Here is a 16,271-nt window from a genome sequence, read left to right on the forward strand (position 1 = left end):
CGGGGCGCCGCGGGGTGCCACAACCCCCCCCCCCCCGTCCCGTTTTGGGCCGTCGCACGCCCCACCGACCCCCCCCCGCGTTACCCGTAGCACGCGGGGGGCGGGGGGGGGGGGCCCGGCCCCCCCCCCCGACTGCGTTTCGTCATGCCGGTGCGATCACTGCGCGCCGGGGCGCACCAGACCACTTTCGTACGCGTACACCGCGGCCTGCACCCGGTCGCGCAGGCCCAGCTTCGTCAGCACATGGCCCACATGCGTCTTGACGGTGGTCTCGCTGACGAACAGATCCGCGGCGATCTCGGCATTGGACAGCCCCCGCGCGACCAGCTTGAGCACCTCCACCTCGCGGTCGGTCAGCGTGTGCAGCGTGTCCGGGACCGGCTCCTCGCCGGACGGCAGATGGTCCGCGTACTTGTCGAGCAGTCGGCGCGTGATGCTCGGCGCCAGCATCGCCTCGCCCGCCGCCACCACCCGGATCGCCTGGACCAGCTCATTGGCGGGCGCGTCCTTCAGCAGGAAGCCGCTCGCGCCGGCCCGCAGCGCCTCCACCACGTACTCATCAAGGTCGAAGGTGGTCAGCACGAGCACCTTCGCCGGTCCGTCGCGTCCGGGGCCGGTGATCTGCCGGGTCGCCTCGACGCCGTCCATCCGGGGCATCCGGATGTCCATCAGCACCACATCAGGCTGCAGCGCCCGCACCTGGTCGAGGGCCTGGAGGCCGTCCCCGGCCTCGCCGACGACCGCGAGGTCCTGCTCCGCCTCCAGGATCATCCGGAAGCCGGTGCGCAGCAGCGGTTGGTCGTCGACCAGTAGGACGCGGATAGCCACGGGTACTCCTTCGTTTAGACCGGGCCCATTCTGCCCTGGCCATCCTCGGCCGAAGCGGTCGGGGAAATGCTCAGCGGATACATCGGGGGAGTGCCGCCGAATTCCGGACACACCGCCTGGTGGTCGCACCAGCCGCACAGCTTCGTCGGCCGCGGTCGCCAGTCACCCGACTCGGTGGCCTGTCTGATCGCTTCCCACAGCGCCAGCAGCTTGCGCTCCATACGCTCCAGGTCCTCCGGGACCGGGTCGTACGTCAGCACATCGCCGCTGCCCAGATACACCAGCTGAAGCCGGCGCGGCACAATGCTTTTCAGCCGCCAGATCACCAGCGCATAGAACTTCATCTGGAACAGCGCGCCCTCGCTGTACTCCGGGCGCGGGGCCTTGCCCGTCTTGTAGTCGACGATCCGCACCTCGCCGGTGGGCGCCACATCGACCCGGTCGATGACCCCGCGCAGCCGCAGCCCCGACTCCAGCTCCGTCTCGACGAACATCTCCCGCTCTGCGGGCTCCAGGCGGGTCGGATCCTCCAGCGAGAACCACCGCTCCACCAGCTGCTCCGCCTCGCCCAGCCAGCGCGTCAGCCGCTCGCCCTCGGCGTCCTCGGCGAACAACTCGCCCAGCTCCGGCTTGGTCTCGAGCAGCCGGTCCCACTGGCCGGGGATCAGCGCCTTGGCGCGCGGAGCCGTGCGCTCCGCCGCCGGGGCGTCGAAGAGCCGCTCCAGCACCGCATGCACCAGCGTGCCGCGGGTAGCCGCCTCGCTGGGCTTTTCGGGCAGCTTGTCGATCACCCGGAAGCGGTACAGCAGGGGACACTGCATGAAGTCGCTCGCCCGCGACGGCGACAGCGATGTGGGCTGCTGACTCGTACTCATGACTCAGACCCTACGGCCCGCCACTGACAGCGAGCGGAATACCATCGACCTCAGACCCTCGCGCACTGCATGATCGAGCGAGCGACGTATTCGCAATGAAGGGGACCCGTGAAAGAGGACGACACGAGCGGTGAGCGCAAGCGGCCGCAGTCCGGTACGGGGGGAGCGGACCCCGAGGGCGGCAAGCCGCGGCGCTCCGACGGCCCTGGCGGCGGCATTCTGATGGGCCGTCCCTTCGGCGTGCCGGTCTACGTCGCCCCCAGCTGGTTCATCGTCGCGGCCCTCATCACCTGGGTCTTCGGCGGTCAGCTCGACCGCGTGCTCCCCGAACTCGGCGGTGCGCGCTATCTCGTCTCCCTCTTCTTCGCGGTCGCCTTCTACGCCTCCGTACTCGTCCACGAACTGGCCCACACCATCGCCGCGCTGCGCTTCAAACTGCCGGTGCGCCGCATCCAGCTGCAGTTCTTCGGCGGCGTCTCCGAGATCGAGAAGGAGTCCGAGACCCCGGGCCGCGAGTTCATCCTCGCCTTCGTCGGCCCGCTGCTCTCGCTCGTGCTGGCAGGCGTCTTCTACCTCGGCATGCAGGCCGTGGAGCCCGGCACGGTCCCGGGTGTGCTGCTGGCCGGCCTGATGATCTCCAACCTCATCGTCGCCGCGTTCAATCTGCTGCCCGGGCTGCCGCTCGACGGCGGCCGGATGCTTCGTGCCGTCGTCTGGAAGATCACCGGCAAGCCGATGGCGGGCACCGTCGCCGCGGCCTGGGTCGGCCGGGCGCTGGCCGTCGCCGTACTCATCGGTCTGCCGCTGCTCACCCACACCGGCGCCCTCGGCAACGCCACCGAGGACATCGGCGGCATGGAGACGGTCACCGACGCGCTGCTCGCCGCGATTCTGGCCGCGATCATCTGGACCGGTGCGGGCAACAGCCTGCGCATGGCCCGGCTGCGCGAACACCTCCCCGAGCTGGAGGCCCGTACGCTCACCAGGCGCGCCGTCCCCGTCGAGTCCGACACCCCGCTCTCCGAGGCCCTGCGCCGCGCCAACGAGGCGGGCGCCCGCGCACTGGTCGTCGTCGACGGCCACGGCGAGCCGAAGGCCCTGGTCCGCGAGACGGCGATCGTCGGCGTCCCGGAACACCGCCGGCCGTGGGTCGCGGTCAGCGGCCTCGCCCAGGAGTTGACGGAGGGGATGAAGGTCTCGGCCGAACTCGCGGGCGAGGCCCTCCTCGACAAGCTGAGGGCGTCCCCGGCGACGGAGTACCTGGTGGTCGAGAAGACGGGCGAGATCTACGGCGTACTGTCCACGGCGGACGTGGAGCGCGCCTTCGTAGCAGCGATGGCGCGGCCTGCTGCTTCTTAGAGGCTCGGTTCTCCCCCTGCCTTCGGCGGGGGACCCCCACGGGGCGGCTCACTCGCCGCCGACGCGAGCGCTCGGTCGGTTCAGGGGGCGCTCGCCCGGCGGCCGGGGCGGGGTGCCCAGGTCCTCGTGGTCCCCGGGGCCGACAGGGGCCGGTAGGCTGGTCACATGTCCGAACCGACCGGTGCCGCCCGCCGACGCGGGCCCTTCAAGGTCGGGGACCAGGTCCAGCTCACCGACCCCAAGGGACGCCACTACACGTTCACGCTCGAGGCCGGGAAGAATTTCCACACCCACAAGGGTTCCTTCCCGCACGACGAGCTGATCGGTGCTCCCGAGGGCAGTGTTGTCCGTACCACGGGAAACGTCGCCTACCTCGCGCTGCGCCCCCTGCTCCCCGACTACGTCCTGTCCATGCCCCGCGGCGCCGCCGTGGTCTACCCCAAGGACGCGGGGCAGATCCTGGCCTTCGCCGACATCTTCGCCGGCGCGCGCGTCGTCGAGGCGGGGGTGGGCTCCGGCTCGCTCAGCGCCTTCCTGCTGCGCGCCATCGGCGACCACGGGATGCTGCACTCCTACGAGCGCCGCGAGGACTTCGCCGAGATCGCCCAGCAGAACGTGGAGCGCTACTTCGGCGGCCCGCACCCCGCCTGGCAGCTCACCGTCGGCGACCTCCAGGACAACCTGACCGACGCCGACGTCGACCGCGTGATCCTGGACATGCTCGCCCCCTGGGAGTGCCTGGAGGCCGTCTCCAAGGCGCTCGTGCCCGGCGGCATCCTCTGCTGCTACGTCGCGACCACCACCCAGCTGGCGCGGACCGTGGAATCCATCCGCGAGATCGGCTGCTTCGCCGAACCGCAGCCCTGGGAGTCGATGATCCGCAACTGGCACGTCGAAGGCCTGGCCGTCCGCCCCGACCACCGGATGATCGGCCACACCGGATTCCTCGTCACCGCCCGCCGTCTCGCCGACGGTGTGGAGCCCCCGATGCGCCGCCGCCGTCCCGCCAAGGGCGCTTACGGCGAGGACTACGAAGGCCCCAACAAGGGCTGAACCCGCACAACGCACGCACGCCGCCGCCGAGTTCCCGCGACATCGCAGGGAACTCGGCGGCGGCGTCCTTACGTTGACCGTTTCTTGACGAGCGCATTCGGACCCCGCTGTTCCGCACCCACTGTGACGTATGGCACGATGCAGGCCACCCCCACCGGACCGCCGTCACAGGAGACATCCCGCGTGCAGACCTCCGCCGTCCCGGACCTCGCGCACACCCACGCCCGCCCGGTGCACTGGCTGGCCACGGCGACGGCGATGGCCGCGGTCGTCGCGGCTGCCGGACTGCTGCAGCCCAGGGCTGCCACCGCGTCCCAGGCGGGCGCACCCGGCACGGGCAGCGCTGCCGCCGCGGCCCCCGATCCGGCAGGCGTGCAGCTCCCGCTGGAGTGCGGCGGGGCGAAGACCGTCGTGACCGGCAAGGCTTCGGGCGATCTCGACGGCGACGGCAGCCCCGAGACCGTGGCCGTGGCCCGCTGCGACGCCGGCTCCGGCACTCCGCCGAGCGGCGTGTACGTCCTGACCCAGGGCAGGGGTACGGGTCCACGCGTCGTCGCGACGCTGCTCGAGCCCTCGCAGAAGCAGTCCGTCAAAGACTTCGCCGTACGTGATCGAGCGGTTACGGCGACGTTGCTCGGCTACTCCTCGCCGGACGTGCCGAGCTGCTGCCCCGACGAGCAGGAGAAGGTCAATTGGCGGTGGCAGGGCGGGAAGTTCGTCCGCAGCGCCCCGGCGCAAGCGCGCAGTATGTGATTTGTCACTCTGCGTCGGGGCCGTAGACTTCTACCCTGTCCGAAACGCGACGCACATGGATGCAGTCGCCGGGGCACTCCTTCGCGGAGTCCACGACGTCCTTCAGGAGCGGCAGCGGTACGGGCGTTGTGGCGCCCGGGTTCTGGAGCAGTTCGTCCTCGCCGCTCTTCACATACGCGAGCCCGTCGATGTCCAGCTCGAATACCTCGGGGGCGTACTGCGCACAGATCCCGTCCCCGGTGCAGAGGTCCTGGTCGATCCAGACTTCCAGGGCCTCCCCGACGCCTGCGGTGGGAGCCTCGTGCTGCACGGTCATATCTCCTGCCGTTTCCTTCGTCGGGTGTAGCAATGTGAAGCAAGTCGTGCCAGCCCTGACGGGTGTTGAACGCTTCGACGATACAACCGCCCGCTTTCCGATGTTGATGGGTGGGTATTCCCCTGGCGTGAGGGAGAGCGCAAGGGTGAAGATCGGACACACCCCTACCGTCTTTGTGATCTAGGGGTTTCAATCACCACCCGCCCAGGTAGGGTCAGGAAGCGTCCAGCTCCCCATGGAGGAGGTGAGGACCGTGGCAGCCCACGACGACGACATCAACCGCGGCATCCGGCCGGGGCGAGGGTCTGAAGACCCCGCCGGTCAGGTTGCCTATCTCGAGCAGGAAATCGCCGTCCTGCGCCGCAAGCTCGCCGACTCTCCGCGTCATACGAGGATTCTCGAAGAGCGGATCGTCGAGTTGCAGACCAACCTGGCCGGCGTCTCCGCACAGAACGAGCGGCTCGCCAACACGCTCCGTGAGGCCCGCGACCAGATCGTGGCCCTCAAGGAGGAGGTCGACCGGCTCGCACAGCCGCCGGCCGGCTTCGGTGTCTTCCTGCAGGCCAATGAGGACGGCACCTGTGACATCTTCACCGGGGGCCGCAAGCTCCGGGTGAATGTCAGCCCCAGCGTCGAGCTCGACGAGCTCAGGCGGGGCCAGGAAGTCATGCTCAACGAGGCGCTCAATGTGGTCGAGGCCATGGAGTTCGAGCGCGCCGGGGACATCGTCACCCTCAAGGAGATCCTCGAGGACGGCGAGCGCGCCCTGGTGCTCGGGCACACCGACGAGGAACGGGTGGTGCGGCTTGCGGACACGCTGCTGGACACCACCATCCGTCCCGGCGACGCCCTGCTGCTCGAGCCCCGCTCCGGCTACGTCTATGAAGTGATCCCGAAGAGCGAGGTCGAAGAGCTCGTCCTCGAAGAGGTCCCGGACGTCGACTACGACAAGATCGGCGGTCTGGGCGGCCAGATCGAGATGATCCGCGACGCGGTCGAGCTTCCGTACCTCCACCCGGACCTCTTCAAGGAGCACGAACTGCGGCCGCCGAAGGGCATCCTGCTCTACGGCCCGCCCGGATGCGGCAAGACGCTGATCGCGAAGGCCGTCGCCAACTCCCTTGCCAAGAAGGTCGCCGAGGTGACCGGCCAGCCCGCGGGGAAGAGCTACTTCCTCAACATCAAGGGCCCCGAGCTCCTCAACAAGTACGTCGGTGAGACCGAGCGGCACATCCGCCTGGTCTTCCAGCGTGCCCGGGAGAAGGCGAGCGAGGGCACCCCCGTCATCGTCTTCTTCGACGAGATGGAATCCCTCTTCCGCACCCGTGGTTCCGGCGTCAGCTCGGACGTGGAGAACACCATCGTCCCGCAGCTGCTCGCCGAGATCGACGGTGTGGAGGGTCTGGAGAACGTCATCGTCATCGGCGCCTCCAACCGCGAGGACATGATCGACCCCGCGATTCTGCGCCCCGGCCGGCTCGATGTGAAGATCAAGATCGAGCGTCCGGACGCGGAGGCCGCAAAGGATATCTTCGCCAAGTACCTGACGGCCTCGCTGCCGCTGCACTCGGACGACCTGTCCGAGCACAATGGCTCCAAGGAAGCCGCGGCGCACGGGATGATCCAGTCCGTCGTCGAGCAGATGTACGCGGAATCCGAGGAGAACCGCTTCCTCGAGGTCACGTACGCCAATGGCGACAAGGAAGTCCTGTACTTCAAGGACTTCAACTCCGGCGCGATGATCCAGAACATCGTCGACCGGGCCAAGAAGATGGCCATCAAGGCCTTCCTCGACCACAACCAGAAGGGCCTTCGGGTCTCCCACCTCCTCCAGGCATGCGTGGACGAGTTCAAGGAGAACGAGGACCTGCCGAACACGACCAACCCGGACGACTGGGCCCGGATCTCCGGAAAGAAGGGCGAGCGGATCGTGTTCATCCGCACCCTTGTCACCGGAAAGCAGGGCGCGGACACCGGACGTTCCATCGACACGGTGGCGAACACCGGTCAGTACCTGTAGAACGCAGACCGGCTGCGGATGCTGGAGATCCCCTCGCCGAAGGCAGGGGGACGGGGCATCCGCAGCCGAATGCTTTTCCGACAGGTCCAGCCATAGCCGGAGCAATGACGAAATTGATCTCCCCACCAGTGCAGAGGCGTTCTAGGCTCTTCGGTACCACCGAGTCGCGCAGTGCGGGGACGGGCACCGCACAGGCACCGGAGAGACAGCGGTACTTGAGCGCCGTTCCCGGAGGGGAGCGCCGCCGGGCAAGGAGGGCCGCATGACCGTACGGCGAGTAATGGGCATCGAGACGGAGTACGGCATCTCCGTTCCTGGCCACCCGAACGCCAATGCCATGCTCACCTCGTCCCAGATCGTCAACGCCTACGCGGCGGCGATGCACAGGGCGCGGCGCGCCCGCTGGGACTTCGAGGAGGAGAATCCGCTGCGGGACGCCCGCGGCTTCGACCTCGCCCGCGAGGCCGCCGACTCCAGCCAGCTCACCGACGAGGACATCGGCCTGGCCAATGTGATCCTCACCAACGGTGCACGACTGTACGTCGACCATGCGCACCCCGAGTACAGCTCACCCGAGGTCACGAACCCGCTCGACGCCGTCCTGTGGGACAAGGCGGGCGAGCGGATCATGGCGGAGGCCGCCGAGCGCGCGGCCCAGCTCCCCGGCGCCCAGCCGATCCACCTGTACAAGAACAACACCGACAACAAGGGCGCGTCCTACGGCACGCACGAGAACTACCTGATGAAGCGGGAGACCGCCTTCTCGGACATCGTGCGCCACCTGACGCCGTTCTTCGTGTCCCGGCAGGTCGTCACCGGTGCCGGACGGGTCGGAATCGGCCAGGACGGCCATGAACACGGCTTTCAGCTCAGCCAGCGGGCCGACTATTTCGAGGTCGAGGTCGGGCTCGAGACCACGCTGAAGCGGCCCATCATCAACACCCGCGACGAGCCCCACTCCGACGCCGAGAAGTACCGCCGGCTGCATGTGATCATCGGCGACGCGAACCTGTCCGAGATCTCGACCTACCTCAAGCTGGGCACGACGGCCCTGGTCCTGTCGATGATCGAGGACGGCTTCATCGCGGTTGACCTGGCGGTCGACCAGCCGGTACGCACCCTGCACCAGGTCTCCCACGACCCGACCCTCAAGCGCCTGGTCACGCTGCGCAGCGGCCGGACACTCACCGCAGTCCAGCTCCAGATGGAATATTTCGAGCTCGCCCGCAAGTACGTCGAGGAGCGCTTCGGCGCCGACGCCGACGACCAGACCAAGGACGTCCTGGTCCGTTGGGAAGACACCCTCAACCGGCTCGAGAACGACCCGATGAGCCTGTCCGGCGAGCTGGACTGGATCGCCAAGAAGGAGCTCATGGAGGGCTACCGGCGGCGCGACAGCCTGGGCTGGGACGCGGCGCGGCTGCACCTGGTGGACCTCCAGTACGCCGACGTACGCCCCGAGAAGGGCCTGTACAACCGGCTGGCGGCCCGCGGCAAGATGAAACGGCTGCTGGACGAGCCCGACGTCGTACGGGCCGGGACGAAGCCCCCTGAGGACACCCGGGCGTACTTCCGCGGCCGCTGCCTGGAGCAGTACGCCGACGATGTGGCCGCGGCCTCCTGGGACTCGGTCATCTTCGATCTGCCCGGCCGTGACTCGCTGCAGCGGGTGCCGACCCTGGAGCCGCTGCGCGGTACGCGCAACCACGTCAAGGAGCTGCTGGACCGGTGCCGCACCGCGGAAGACCTGGTCCGGGTGCTGTCCGGGGGCTGAAATGGTTCTCGTCCGGGAATCATCGAGGTGGTCCCCGGACGTTGAGGCAAGTGCGGGGCCGATGTCGGACCCTGCTTGTAGGGTCTGATCTTGACCGAACGAACTCACGTCAGGGCAAACCGAGCGGGGTGAGGGATATGGCGACCAAGGACACCGGCGGCGGGCAGCAGAAAGCCACGCGTTCCACTGAGGAGACCGAGGAGCAGACGCAGGAGGCGCAGGCTTCGGAGGACCTCAAGGAGCGCCAGGACAAGCTGTCGGACGACGTCGACTCCGTACTGGACGAGATCGACGACGTCCTCGAGGAGAACGCCGAGGACTTCGTGCGTTCCTTCGTCCAAAAGGGCGGGCAGTAAAGCCCGTTGTCCGTCCCGGGTCGTCGGCGAAAGCCGGTGGCACCGGGACGGATGACCGGCGACGGCGCGGGTAAGGTCCGTGCACAGTTCGAAAGATCGGCCCGCGCCCGAACACGGCGGGCCGCCGCCTATCCGGAAGGAAACGCGTGGAAGCCAACCCTCGTAGCACCGGGCGTCTGCCGGCAGCCTTCCTGACGCCCGGCTCGTCCTCGTTCATGGACTTCCTGGGCCAGCACTCCCCGGAGATGCTGCCCGGCAAGCGCATCCTGCCGCCCGTACAGGGCGCCATCGAGGCACCGCACGGCACGACCATCGTCGCGACGACGTTCCCCGGCGGTGTGGTGCTCGCCGGTGACCGGCGGGCGACCATGGGCAACATGATCGCGCAGCGCGACATCGAGAAGGTCTTCCCGGCCGACGAGTACTCGGCCGTGGGCATCGCCGGCACCGCTGGCCTCGCCGTGGAGATGGTCAAGCTCTTCCAGCTGGAGCTGGAGCACTTCGAGAAGGTCGAAGGCGCCCAACTCTCCCTGGAGGGCAAGGCGAACCGGCTCTCCACGATGATCCGCGGCAACCTCGGCATGGCCATGCAGGGCCTGGCCGTGGTGCCGCTCTTCGCGGGGTACGACGTCGACCGCGAGAAGGGCCGGATCTTCTCGTACGACGTCACAGGCGGCCGCTCCGAGGAGCATGGATTCGCGGCCACCGGATCCGGTTCGATCTTCGCCCGCGGAGCGATGAAGAAGCTCTACCGCGAGGACCTGACGGAGCAGCAGGCCACCACCCTGGTCATCCAGGCGCTGTACGACGCGGCCGACGACGACTCGGCGACCGGCGGGCCCGATGTGGCCCGGCGGATCTATCCGATCGTCACCGTCATCACCGACGAGGGCTTCCGCAGGCTCACCGAGGCCGAGTCCTCCGAGATCGCCCGCTCGATCCTGGAGCGCCGCCTCGAACAGCCCGACGGCCCGCGCGCCGCGCTGCTCTGAGATGCTCCCCCAGCTACCGCTGGGAGGTGCCCCCTCGCTACTGACAGAAAGGGACGGATAGCCGGTGTCGACGCCGTTCTATGTGTCACCCCAGCAGGCCATGGCCGATCGGGCGGAATACGCCCGCAAGGGCATCGCCCGTGGTCGCAGCCTCGTCGTGCTGCAGTACTCCGACGGCATTGTCTTCGTCGGTGAGAACCCGTCCCGTGCGCTGCACAAATTCAGTGAGATCTACGACCGGATCGGCTTCGCCGCCGCCGGCAAGTACAACGAGTACGAGAACCTGCGGATCGGCGGCGTGCGCTACGCCGACCTGCGCGGTTACACCTACGACCGTGACGATGTGACGGCCCGCGGTCTCGCCAATGTCTACGCCCAGACGCTGGGCACGATCTTCTCCAGCGCGGCCGAGAAGCCGTACGAGGTGGAGCTGGTCGTCGCCGAGGTCGGCGCCACTCCCGAGGGCGACCAGATCTACCGGCTGCCGCACGACGGATCGATCGTGGACGAGCACGGCTCGGTCGCGGTCGGCGGCAGCGCCGAGCAGATCAGCACCTTCCTCGACCAGCGGCACCGCGACGGGATGTCGTTGGCCGAGGCCCTGAAGCTGGCCGTACAGGCCCTGTCCAACCAGACCAACGGCAGCGAGCGGGAGATCCCCGCGGACCGGCTGGAGGTCGCGGTGCTGGACCGTACGCGACCGCAGGCCCGGAAGTTCAAGCGCATCGTCGGACGACAGCTGTCCCGGCTGCTGGAGGCCGATGGTGCCGCGTCGACGCCGACGGACGCGCCGTCGGACACCGAGGAGACCGAGGAGACCGAGGGCGGCGAGGAGTAGCCCCCCGGCCCCGGCCGCTGACCCGGCTGCGCCCCGGACCGCCCGTGCGGACCGGGGCGCAGCCGTATGGCCAGGTCAGGGGAGCGCCCAGCGATGGAGGCGGGAGCGGTCCCGGGTGAGCCAGGTGCCGTCGCCCAGGGGGGTCACATCGCCGCCGACCGCCACCGGATACCGCACCCGGCCCAGTGGGCGGAGCGTCACCGCGTCGCACAGCCAGTGACGTACCGACACCGGCCGCCCGGGCAGATAGATCCGGCCGGTGACCAGGACATGCGCGCCGTCGATCAGGTGCGCGTCGGCGAACTCGTCGTTGTCGCGGTCGACCGCCAGCTCGCCGAGGTCGAACAGCACGGCCGGGTCGTCGGCGCCCACATCGTGGGACGCGAGCTCGTCGCGGTCGTCGTTGTGCGCGATCCCCTCGGCGCGCCGGATGGTAAGCACCCGGGACGCGGCGGGCAGGAAGTCGATCACCTCGCGCATCATCGTGCCGCCGCGGATGTGCAGCCCGTCGTGGCGCGGCTCGATCCACCAGGTCGACCAGCTGTACCAGGCCGTCCAGCAGGAGAGCGCGAGCAGCGAGCCGTCCGGATGCCACCGCTGCGTCACGTCCGAGGCGACCGCCCCGATCGGGCGGCGGGCCCGGACGTCGCCGGACGCGGCGTCGAGGAGGAGCAGGGTGTCCCGCGCGTAGCGATGCCGTGGCGAGGTGTCCTGGACCAGTATCGCGGCGCGCTCGCCGGTGGCGAGCGTCGGCACCAGGACGCTGATGAGACTGCCGTCCGGGCTCACGGCGGGCGGGCCGGGCGGGCGCGGGTCCCGGTGCCCGCCGTGCCAGCCTGCGTGCCGCAGCTCCCAGCGGGTGGCACCGTCGGGGCCGACGACGCGGATCCTGGAGCCCTCGGCGACGACGAGGGCTCCGCCGGGCAGCGGGGTGGCCGCGGCGCACGGAGACAGTCGCAGGGTCTGCGCGGGGGTGAGGGTGCCGGAGAGGAAGGTCTCCGCGTCGTGGATCTCCAGCCGCTCATCGGTTCTGACGATCAGCCGGTCCCTGGAGTGAGGTGTTACGGAGCCTGTTGCGGGGACCGTCCCGATCAGCGTCGCGTCGATCGGGGTCTCGGCCGTACTCGTCATGATCGTGATCGTTCCACGGCGGGTGTCGTGGGCTCAAGGCCGCTGGGTACGGACCATCCGGATGAGTTCAGACGGTCCGTGCGGGGGCTGACGAGCCGCGTACGACCAGTTCGACCGGGAGGTCGCCCTCCTCGGGCGGACGGCCTTCGAGGACCGCGAGCAGGGCGGACATACCGCGCTCGCCAACCCGTTCCGCGGGCAGGCTGACCGTGGTGAGCTCCGGCTCCACCGCGGTGGCGAGCGCGAGGTCGTCGAAGCCGGTGACGGACACGTCGTCGGGAACCCGCAGGCCCAGTCGCCGTACCGCCTTGCAGGCCCCGGCGGCCAGGATGTCGTCGTCGCACACGATCGCGGTGGGCCGCGGCCCCGGACCGGTGAGTGCCCGCTCCGCGGCCTCGCGCGCGCCAGCCACGTCGAGGGGTGCGGGCACGGTCCGTACGACCGCGTCGGGGATGTCGCGCAGCGCCGTGGCGAGTGCCCGGGCCCGTACGTCGAAGGTCCAGGAGGACACGGCGGATGCGAGATGGACGAAGCGGCGATGGCCGAGCGCCAGCAGATGGGCCGACATCTGCCGCATGCCGTCGGCGATGTCGAGATTGACGTGGGCCGCGGCGCCCGGGTCGGCGGGGTCGCTGTCGAGCATCACCAGCGGGAGATCCGTACCGCGGATGGCGGCCAGGGCCTGCGCGGCCATGGAGGACGCGATCACGCCGTCGAGCGCGGCGCGGGCCGAGGCGAAGGGGTCCTTTGCGGGGCCGACGCCCTCGGGGGAGGGGTAGAGCACCACGCCGAATCCGTGCTCGGAAGCGACGGTGGCCGCGCCCGTGTAGACGCGGGCGAAGAACTCGTTGGTGAGGGCCGGCACCACGAGCAGCGCGGTCCTGGTCCGCCCGAGCCGCAGATTGCGCGCGGCGAGGTTGGGCCGGTACCCGAGTTGCCGCGCGGCATCCCGTACGAGCCCGGCGGTGCGCTCGGAGACCCGGCCGCGCCATTTCTCGCCGAGGACGAGGGACACGGTGGCCTGCGATACACCGGCGACGCGGGCGACATCCCGGCTGGTGGGCCGGGGGGTGCCGGCGCGGGGCCCGACCGGCGGGGGCGCCGCCCCCTGGCCCGCCGCCGCGGGGTGGTCCTGTGGGGACCCGTGTGCCATCGGTGCCGTCCTCAGCCGCAAGCCACTTGTTCAGGTACGCCTCCGCGGTGGACCCGCGGACTGTCGACATGGTACGTATGACCGAAGACGTTATACGTAAAACCTCGGGTCGCGCCGGGGGAGAGGGGCGGAACATGGCCGCGGGAGCCACCGGCTACGCAGACATCCTCAAGGCGCCGCACGCCGCACGGCTTCTCACCGGGACGCTCGTGGGGCGGCTGCCCAACGCCACCGCCCCCGTGGCCATAGTCCTGTTCACCCGCGCCGAGGGCGGCAGCTACAGCCTCGCCGGCGGGCTCGCCGCCGTGTACGGCATAGCGACCGCGATAGGCCAGCCCCTCCTCGGCCGCGCCGTCGACCTGCACGGGCAGCCGCGCGTCCAGTTCCCCGCCGCCGTCGTCTCCGCGCTCGGCATGGTGCTCCTCGCCGCCGCCGGCATCGGCGCGCTGCCCGTCGCGTACGCGGCCGCCGCCGTCGCGGGCGTCTTCACGCCGCCCCTCGAGGGCGGACTGCGCGCCTTGTGGCCCAGCGTCCTGGGCGGCGAGGACCGGCTGCACAGGGCCTACGCCATGGACGCCGTCGCGCAGGAGATCATGTTCACCGTCGGCCCGCTGCTGGTCACCCTGCTCGTCTCGCTCTGGTCGGCCGGCGCCGCCCTCCTCGTCATCAACGTCATCGGCGTCCTCGGCGCGCTCTCCGTCGTACTTTCCAAGCCCTCCCGCGGCTGGCGCTCCGCACCCCGCGAGGCCCACTGGCTGGGCGCACTGCGCTCGCCCGGCCTGCTCGCCCTCCTCGGGTCCTTCTTCTTCGTCGGCCTGGCGCTCGGCTCGATCACCGTCGCCGGAGTCGCGTACGCCGACGACCAGGGCCGTGAGTCGGTGTACGGCTGGCTGATGGCGGCGCTCGGCCTCGGTGCGCTCATCGGTGGCGTGGCCTACGGCGCCCGCCAGTGGGCAGGCGCCCCGGAACGCCGCCTCCGCGTCATCGTCGGCCTGCTCGCGCTCGGCTATCTGCCGCTCGCTCTCACTCCCGGTGTGGTCGCCATGACCGCGCTCGCCGCCGTCTCCGGCCTCTTCCTCGCGCCCGCGATCGCCTGCGCCTTCATCGTCGTCGACCGGCACGCCCCGAGCGGCACCGTCACCGAGGCGTTCTCCTGGCTCGTCACCACCTTCGGCGTCGGCGCCGCGGTCGGAACCGCTGTCGCAGGTCCGGCGGTCGAGCTCGGCGGCACCGCCTGGAGCTTCGCCGTCGCGGGAGCCGGAGGGATCGCCGCACTGTTGGTTCTGACGGGCACTCAGCGGGTCCTCGCAGTTCCCGGCCGTACCAAGGACATCGCAGGCTCATCGGAAAATGATCGAAACGGTGCTGCCGAACCCGGTTTCAGCTCAGGCCGTGAGGCGTAATGTTCAGACATGGACCGCCGCATTTTCGGGCTGGAGAACGAGTACGGCGTCACGTGCACGTTCAGGGGACAGCGCCGACTGTCACCTGACGAAGTGGCGCGCTACCTCTTCCGCCGTGTTGTCTCATGGGGCCGCAGCAGCAATGTCTTCCTGCGGAACGGCGCCCGCCTCTACCTCGACGTGGGTTCGCATCCGGAATACGCAACTCCCGAATGCGACAACGTGACCGAACTGGTCACCCACGACAAGGCCGGCGAGCGCATTCTCGAAGGCCTGCTCGTCGACGCCGAACGCCGCCTGCACGAGGAGGGAATCGCGGGCGACGTCTATCTCTTCAAGAACAACACCGACTCGGCGGGAAACTCCTATGGCTGCCACGAGAACTATCTCGTCGCCCGCCACGGAGAGTTCTCCCGGCTGGCGGACATCCTCATTCCGTTCCTGGTCACCCGTCAGCTGCTGTGCGGCGCGGGCAAGGTGCTGCAGACCCCGCGGGGCGCGGTCTACTGCGTCAGTCAGCGCGCCGAGCACATCTGGGAGGGCGTCAGCTCCGCCACCACCCGCTCGCGCCCGATCATCAACACCCGCGACGAGCCGCACGCCGACGCAGAGCGCTACCGCCGCCTCCATGTCATCGTCGGCGACTCGAACATGTCCGAGACGACGATGCTGCTGAAGGTCGGCGCGACCGATCTCGTACTGCGCATGATCGAGGCGGGCACCGTGATGCGCGATCTGACCCTGGAGAACCCCATCCGGGCGATCCGCGAGGTCAGCCACGACATCACCGGCCAGCGCAAGGTGCGCCTGGCCAGCGGCCGCGAGGCCTCCGCCCTCGAAGTCCAGCGCGAGTACTACGAGAAGGCCGTGGACTTCGTCGAGCGGCGCGGTATCCGCACCGGCACGGTCGAGCAGGTCCTGGAGCTCTGGGGCCGCACGCTCGACGCGATCGAGGCCGAGGACCTCGACCGGATCGGCACCGAGATCGACTGGGTCATGAAGTACAAGCTCATCGAGCGCTACCGCGCCAAGCACAACATGACCATGTCGCATCCGCGAGTCGCCCAGATAGACCTCGCCTACCACGACATCCACCGCAGGCGCGGGCTGTACTACCTGCTGGAGCGCAAGGGCCAGGCCGCCCGGATCTGCAACGACCTGAAGATCTTCGAGGGCAAGTCCGTGCCCCCGCAGACCACCCGGGCCCGGCTGCGCGGCGACTTCATCCGCCGGGCGCAGGAGCAACGGCGGGACTTCACCGTCGACTGGGTGCACCTCAAGCTCAATGACCAGGCGCAGCGCACCGTGCTGTGCAAGGACCCCTTCCGGTCGGTCGACGACCGGGTGGAGAAGCTCATCGCCGGCATGTAGACCACCAGCCGGTGGAACGCCACTCGGGCCCCGTACGTTCCTCGTGCGG

General features: G+C 69.5%; 15 protein-coding genes and 1 pseudogene. 11 read left to right on the plus strand and 5 right to left on the minus strand.

Features of this window, described 5'->3' with window-relative positions:
- Positions 1 to 156: 156 nt before the first annotated feature.
- Both ACZ3H8_RS21985 and ACZ3H8_RS21990 read right to left on the minus strand, forming a co-directional pair.
- Positions 157 to 828: a response regulator gene (locus tag ACZ3H8_RS21985; protein WP_307664487.1), complete on the minus strand. Its 672-nt coding sequence runs from the start codon at positions 826 to 828 to the stop codon at positions 157 to 159.
- 14 nt (positions 829 to 842) lie between these two features.
- A complete protein-coding gene (locus tag ACZ3H8_RS21990) occupies positions 843 to 1,703 on the minus strand; it encodes a RecB family exonuclease (RefSeq protein ID WP_467404301.1) in 861 nt (286 codons plus the stop codon).
- 108 nt (positions 1,704 to 1,811) lie between these two features.
- Here ACZ3H8_RS21990 and ACZ3H8_RS21995 point away from each other — a divergent pair, with 108 nt between their 5' ends.
- The 3 genes from ACZ3H8_RS21995 (at position 1,812) to ACZ3H8_RS22005 (ending at position 4,868) form a co-directional block, all read left to right on the plus strand.
- Positions 1,812 to 3,062, plus strand: a complete 1,251-nt coding sequence (locus ACZ3H8_RS21995) for a site-2 protease family protein (RefSeq protein ID WP_467404302.1) — start codon at positions 1,812 to 1,814, stop codon at positions 3,060 to 3,062.
- Between the two features lie 165 nt (positions 3,063 to 3,227).
- Positions 3,228 to 4,115 carry a tRNA (adenine-N1)-methyltransferase gene (locus tag ACZ3H8_RS22000; protein ID WP_142216178.1) on the plus strand — a complete coding sequence of 296 codons (888 nt, stop codon included), beginning with the start codon at positions 3,228 to 3,230 and terminating at the stop codon, positions 4,113 to 4,115.
- A 183-nt stretch (positions 4,116 to 4,298) separates the two neighbouring features.
- Positions 4,299 to 4,868 (plus strand): hypothetical protein, encoded by a 570-nt coding sequence (locus tag ACZ3H8_RS22005; RefSeq protein ID WP_467404306.1) that lies wholly within the window; start codon positions 4,299 to 4,301, stop codon positions 4,866 to 4,868.
- A 4-nt stretch (positions 4,869 to 4,872) separates the two neighbouring features.
- On the opposite strand, the gene ACZ3H8_RS22010 is transcribed toward ACZ3H8_RS22005, so the two are convergent.
- Entirely contained in the window at positions 4,873 to 5,184 is a 312-nt protein-coding gene (locus tag ACZ3H8_RS22010; protein WP_467404308.1) for a ferredoxin, read from the minus strand.
- A 253-nt stretch (positions 5,185 to 5,437) separates the two neighbouring features.
- On the opposite strand from ACZ3H8_RS22010, the gene arc reads away from it, so the two are divergent.
- From arc to prcA, 6 genes and pseudogenes are all read left to right on the plus strand, one after another.
- A complete protein-coding gene (gene arc / locus ACZ3H8_RS22015; protein ID WP_307664492.1) occupies positions 5,438 to 7,204 on the plus strand; it encodes a proteasome ATPase in 1,767 nt (588 codons plus the stop codon).
- A gap of 262 nt (positions 7,205 to 7,466) precedes the next feature.
- Positions 7,467 to 8,978: a depupylase/deamidase Dop gene (gene dop / locus ACZ3H8_RS22020; protein ID WP_398989534.1), complete on the plus strand. Its 1,512-nt coding sequence runs from the start codon at positions 7,467 to 7,469 to the stop codon at positions 8,976 to 8,978.
- A gap of 137 nt (positions 8,979 to 9,115) precedes the next feature.
- Positions 9,116 to 9,334, plus strand: a complete 219-nt coding sequence (locus ACZ3H8_RS22025) for a ubiquitin-like protein Pup (protein ID WP_356228986.1) — start codon at positions 9,116 to 9,118, stop codon at positions 9,332 to 9,334.
- A 114-nt stretch (positions 9,335 to 9,448) separates the two neighbouring features.
- Positions 9,449 to 9,529: pseudogene (locus tag ACZ3H8_RS22030) on the plus strand (endonuclease VII domain-containing protein); the annotation flags it as partial.
- A complete protein-coding gene (gene prcB, locus ACZ3H8_RS22035) occupies positions 9,511 to 10,326 on the plus strand; it encodes a proteasome subunit beta (RefSeq protein ID WP_467404782.1) in 816 nt (271 codons plus the stop codon). The pseudogene ACZ3H8_RS22030 and the gene prcB, both read left to right, overlap by 19 nt.
- A 64-nt stretch (positions 10,327 to 10,390) precedes the next feature.
- Positions 10,391 to 11,164: a proteasome subunit alpha gene (gene prcA, locus ACZ3H8_RS22040; protein WP_398989541.1), complete on the plus strand. Its 774-nt coding sequence runs from the start codon at positions 10,391 to 10,393 to the stop codon at positions 11,162 to 11,164.
- A 75-nt stretch (positions 11,165 to 11,239) separates the two neighbouring features.
- On the opposite strand, the gene ACZ3H8_RS22045 is transcribed toward prcA, so the two are convergent.
- A complete protein-coding gene (locus tag ACZ3H8_RS22045) occupies positions 11,240 to 12,295 on the minus strand; it encodes a hypothetical protein (protein ID WP_467404312.1) in 1,056 nt (351 codons plus the stop codon).
- 67 nt (positions 12,296 to 12,362) lie between these two features.
- On the minus strand, positions 12,363 to 13,448 hold the full coding sequence (locus tag ACZ3H8_RS22050) for a LacI family DNA-binding transcriptional regulator (protein WP_467404314.1): 1,086 nt from the start codon (positions 13,446 to 13,448) through the stop codon (positions 12,363 to 12,365).
- Between the two features lie 134 nt (positions 13,449 to 13,582).
- Between ACZ3H8_RS22050 and ACZ3H8_RS22055 the strand changes: the two genes are divergently transcribed.
- Complete coding sequence (locus ACZ3H8_RS22055; protein ID WP_467404316.1) at positions 13,583 to 14,851, plus strand: MFS transporter; 1,269 nt, start codon at positions 13,583 to 13,585, stop codon at positions 14,849 to 14,851.
- Positions 14,852 to 14,860: 9 nt separating this feature from the next.
- Positions 14,861 to 16,222: a Pup--protein ligase gene (gene pafA / locus ACZ3H8_RS22060; protein WP_215091400.1), complete on the plus strand. Its 1,362-nt coding sequence runs from the start codon at positions 14,861 to 14,863 to the stop codon at positions 16,220 to 16,222.
- Positions 16,223 to 16,271: the final 49 nt, after the last annotated feature.

It is taken from the genome of Streptomyces sp. NPDC002868 (genome assembly GCF_055563295.1).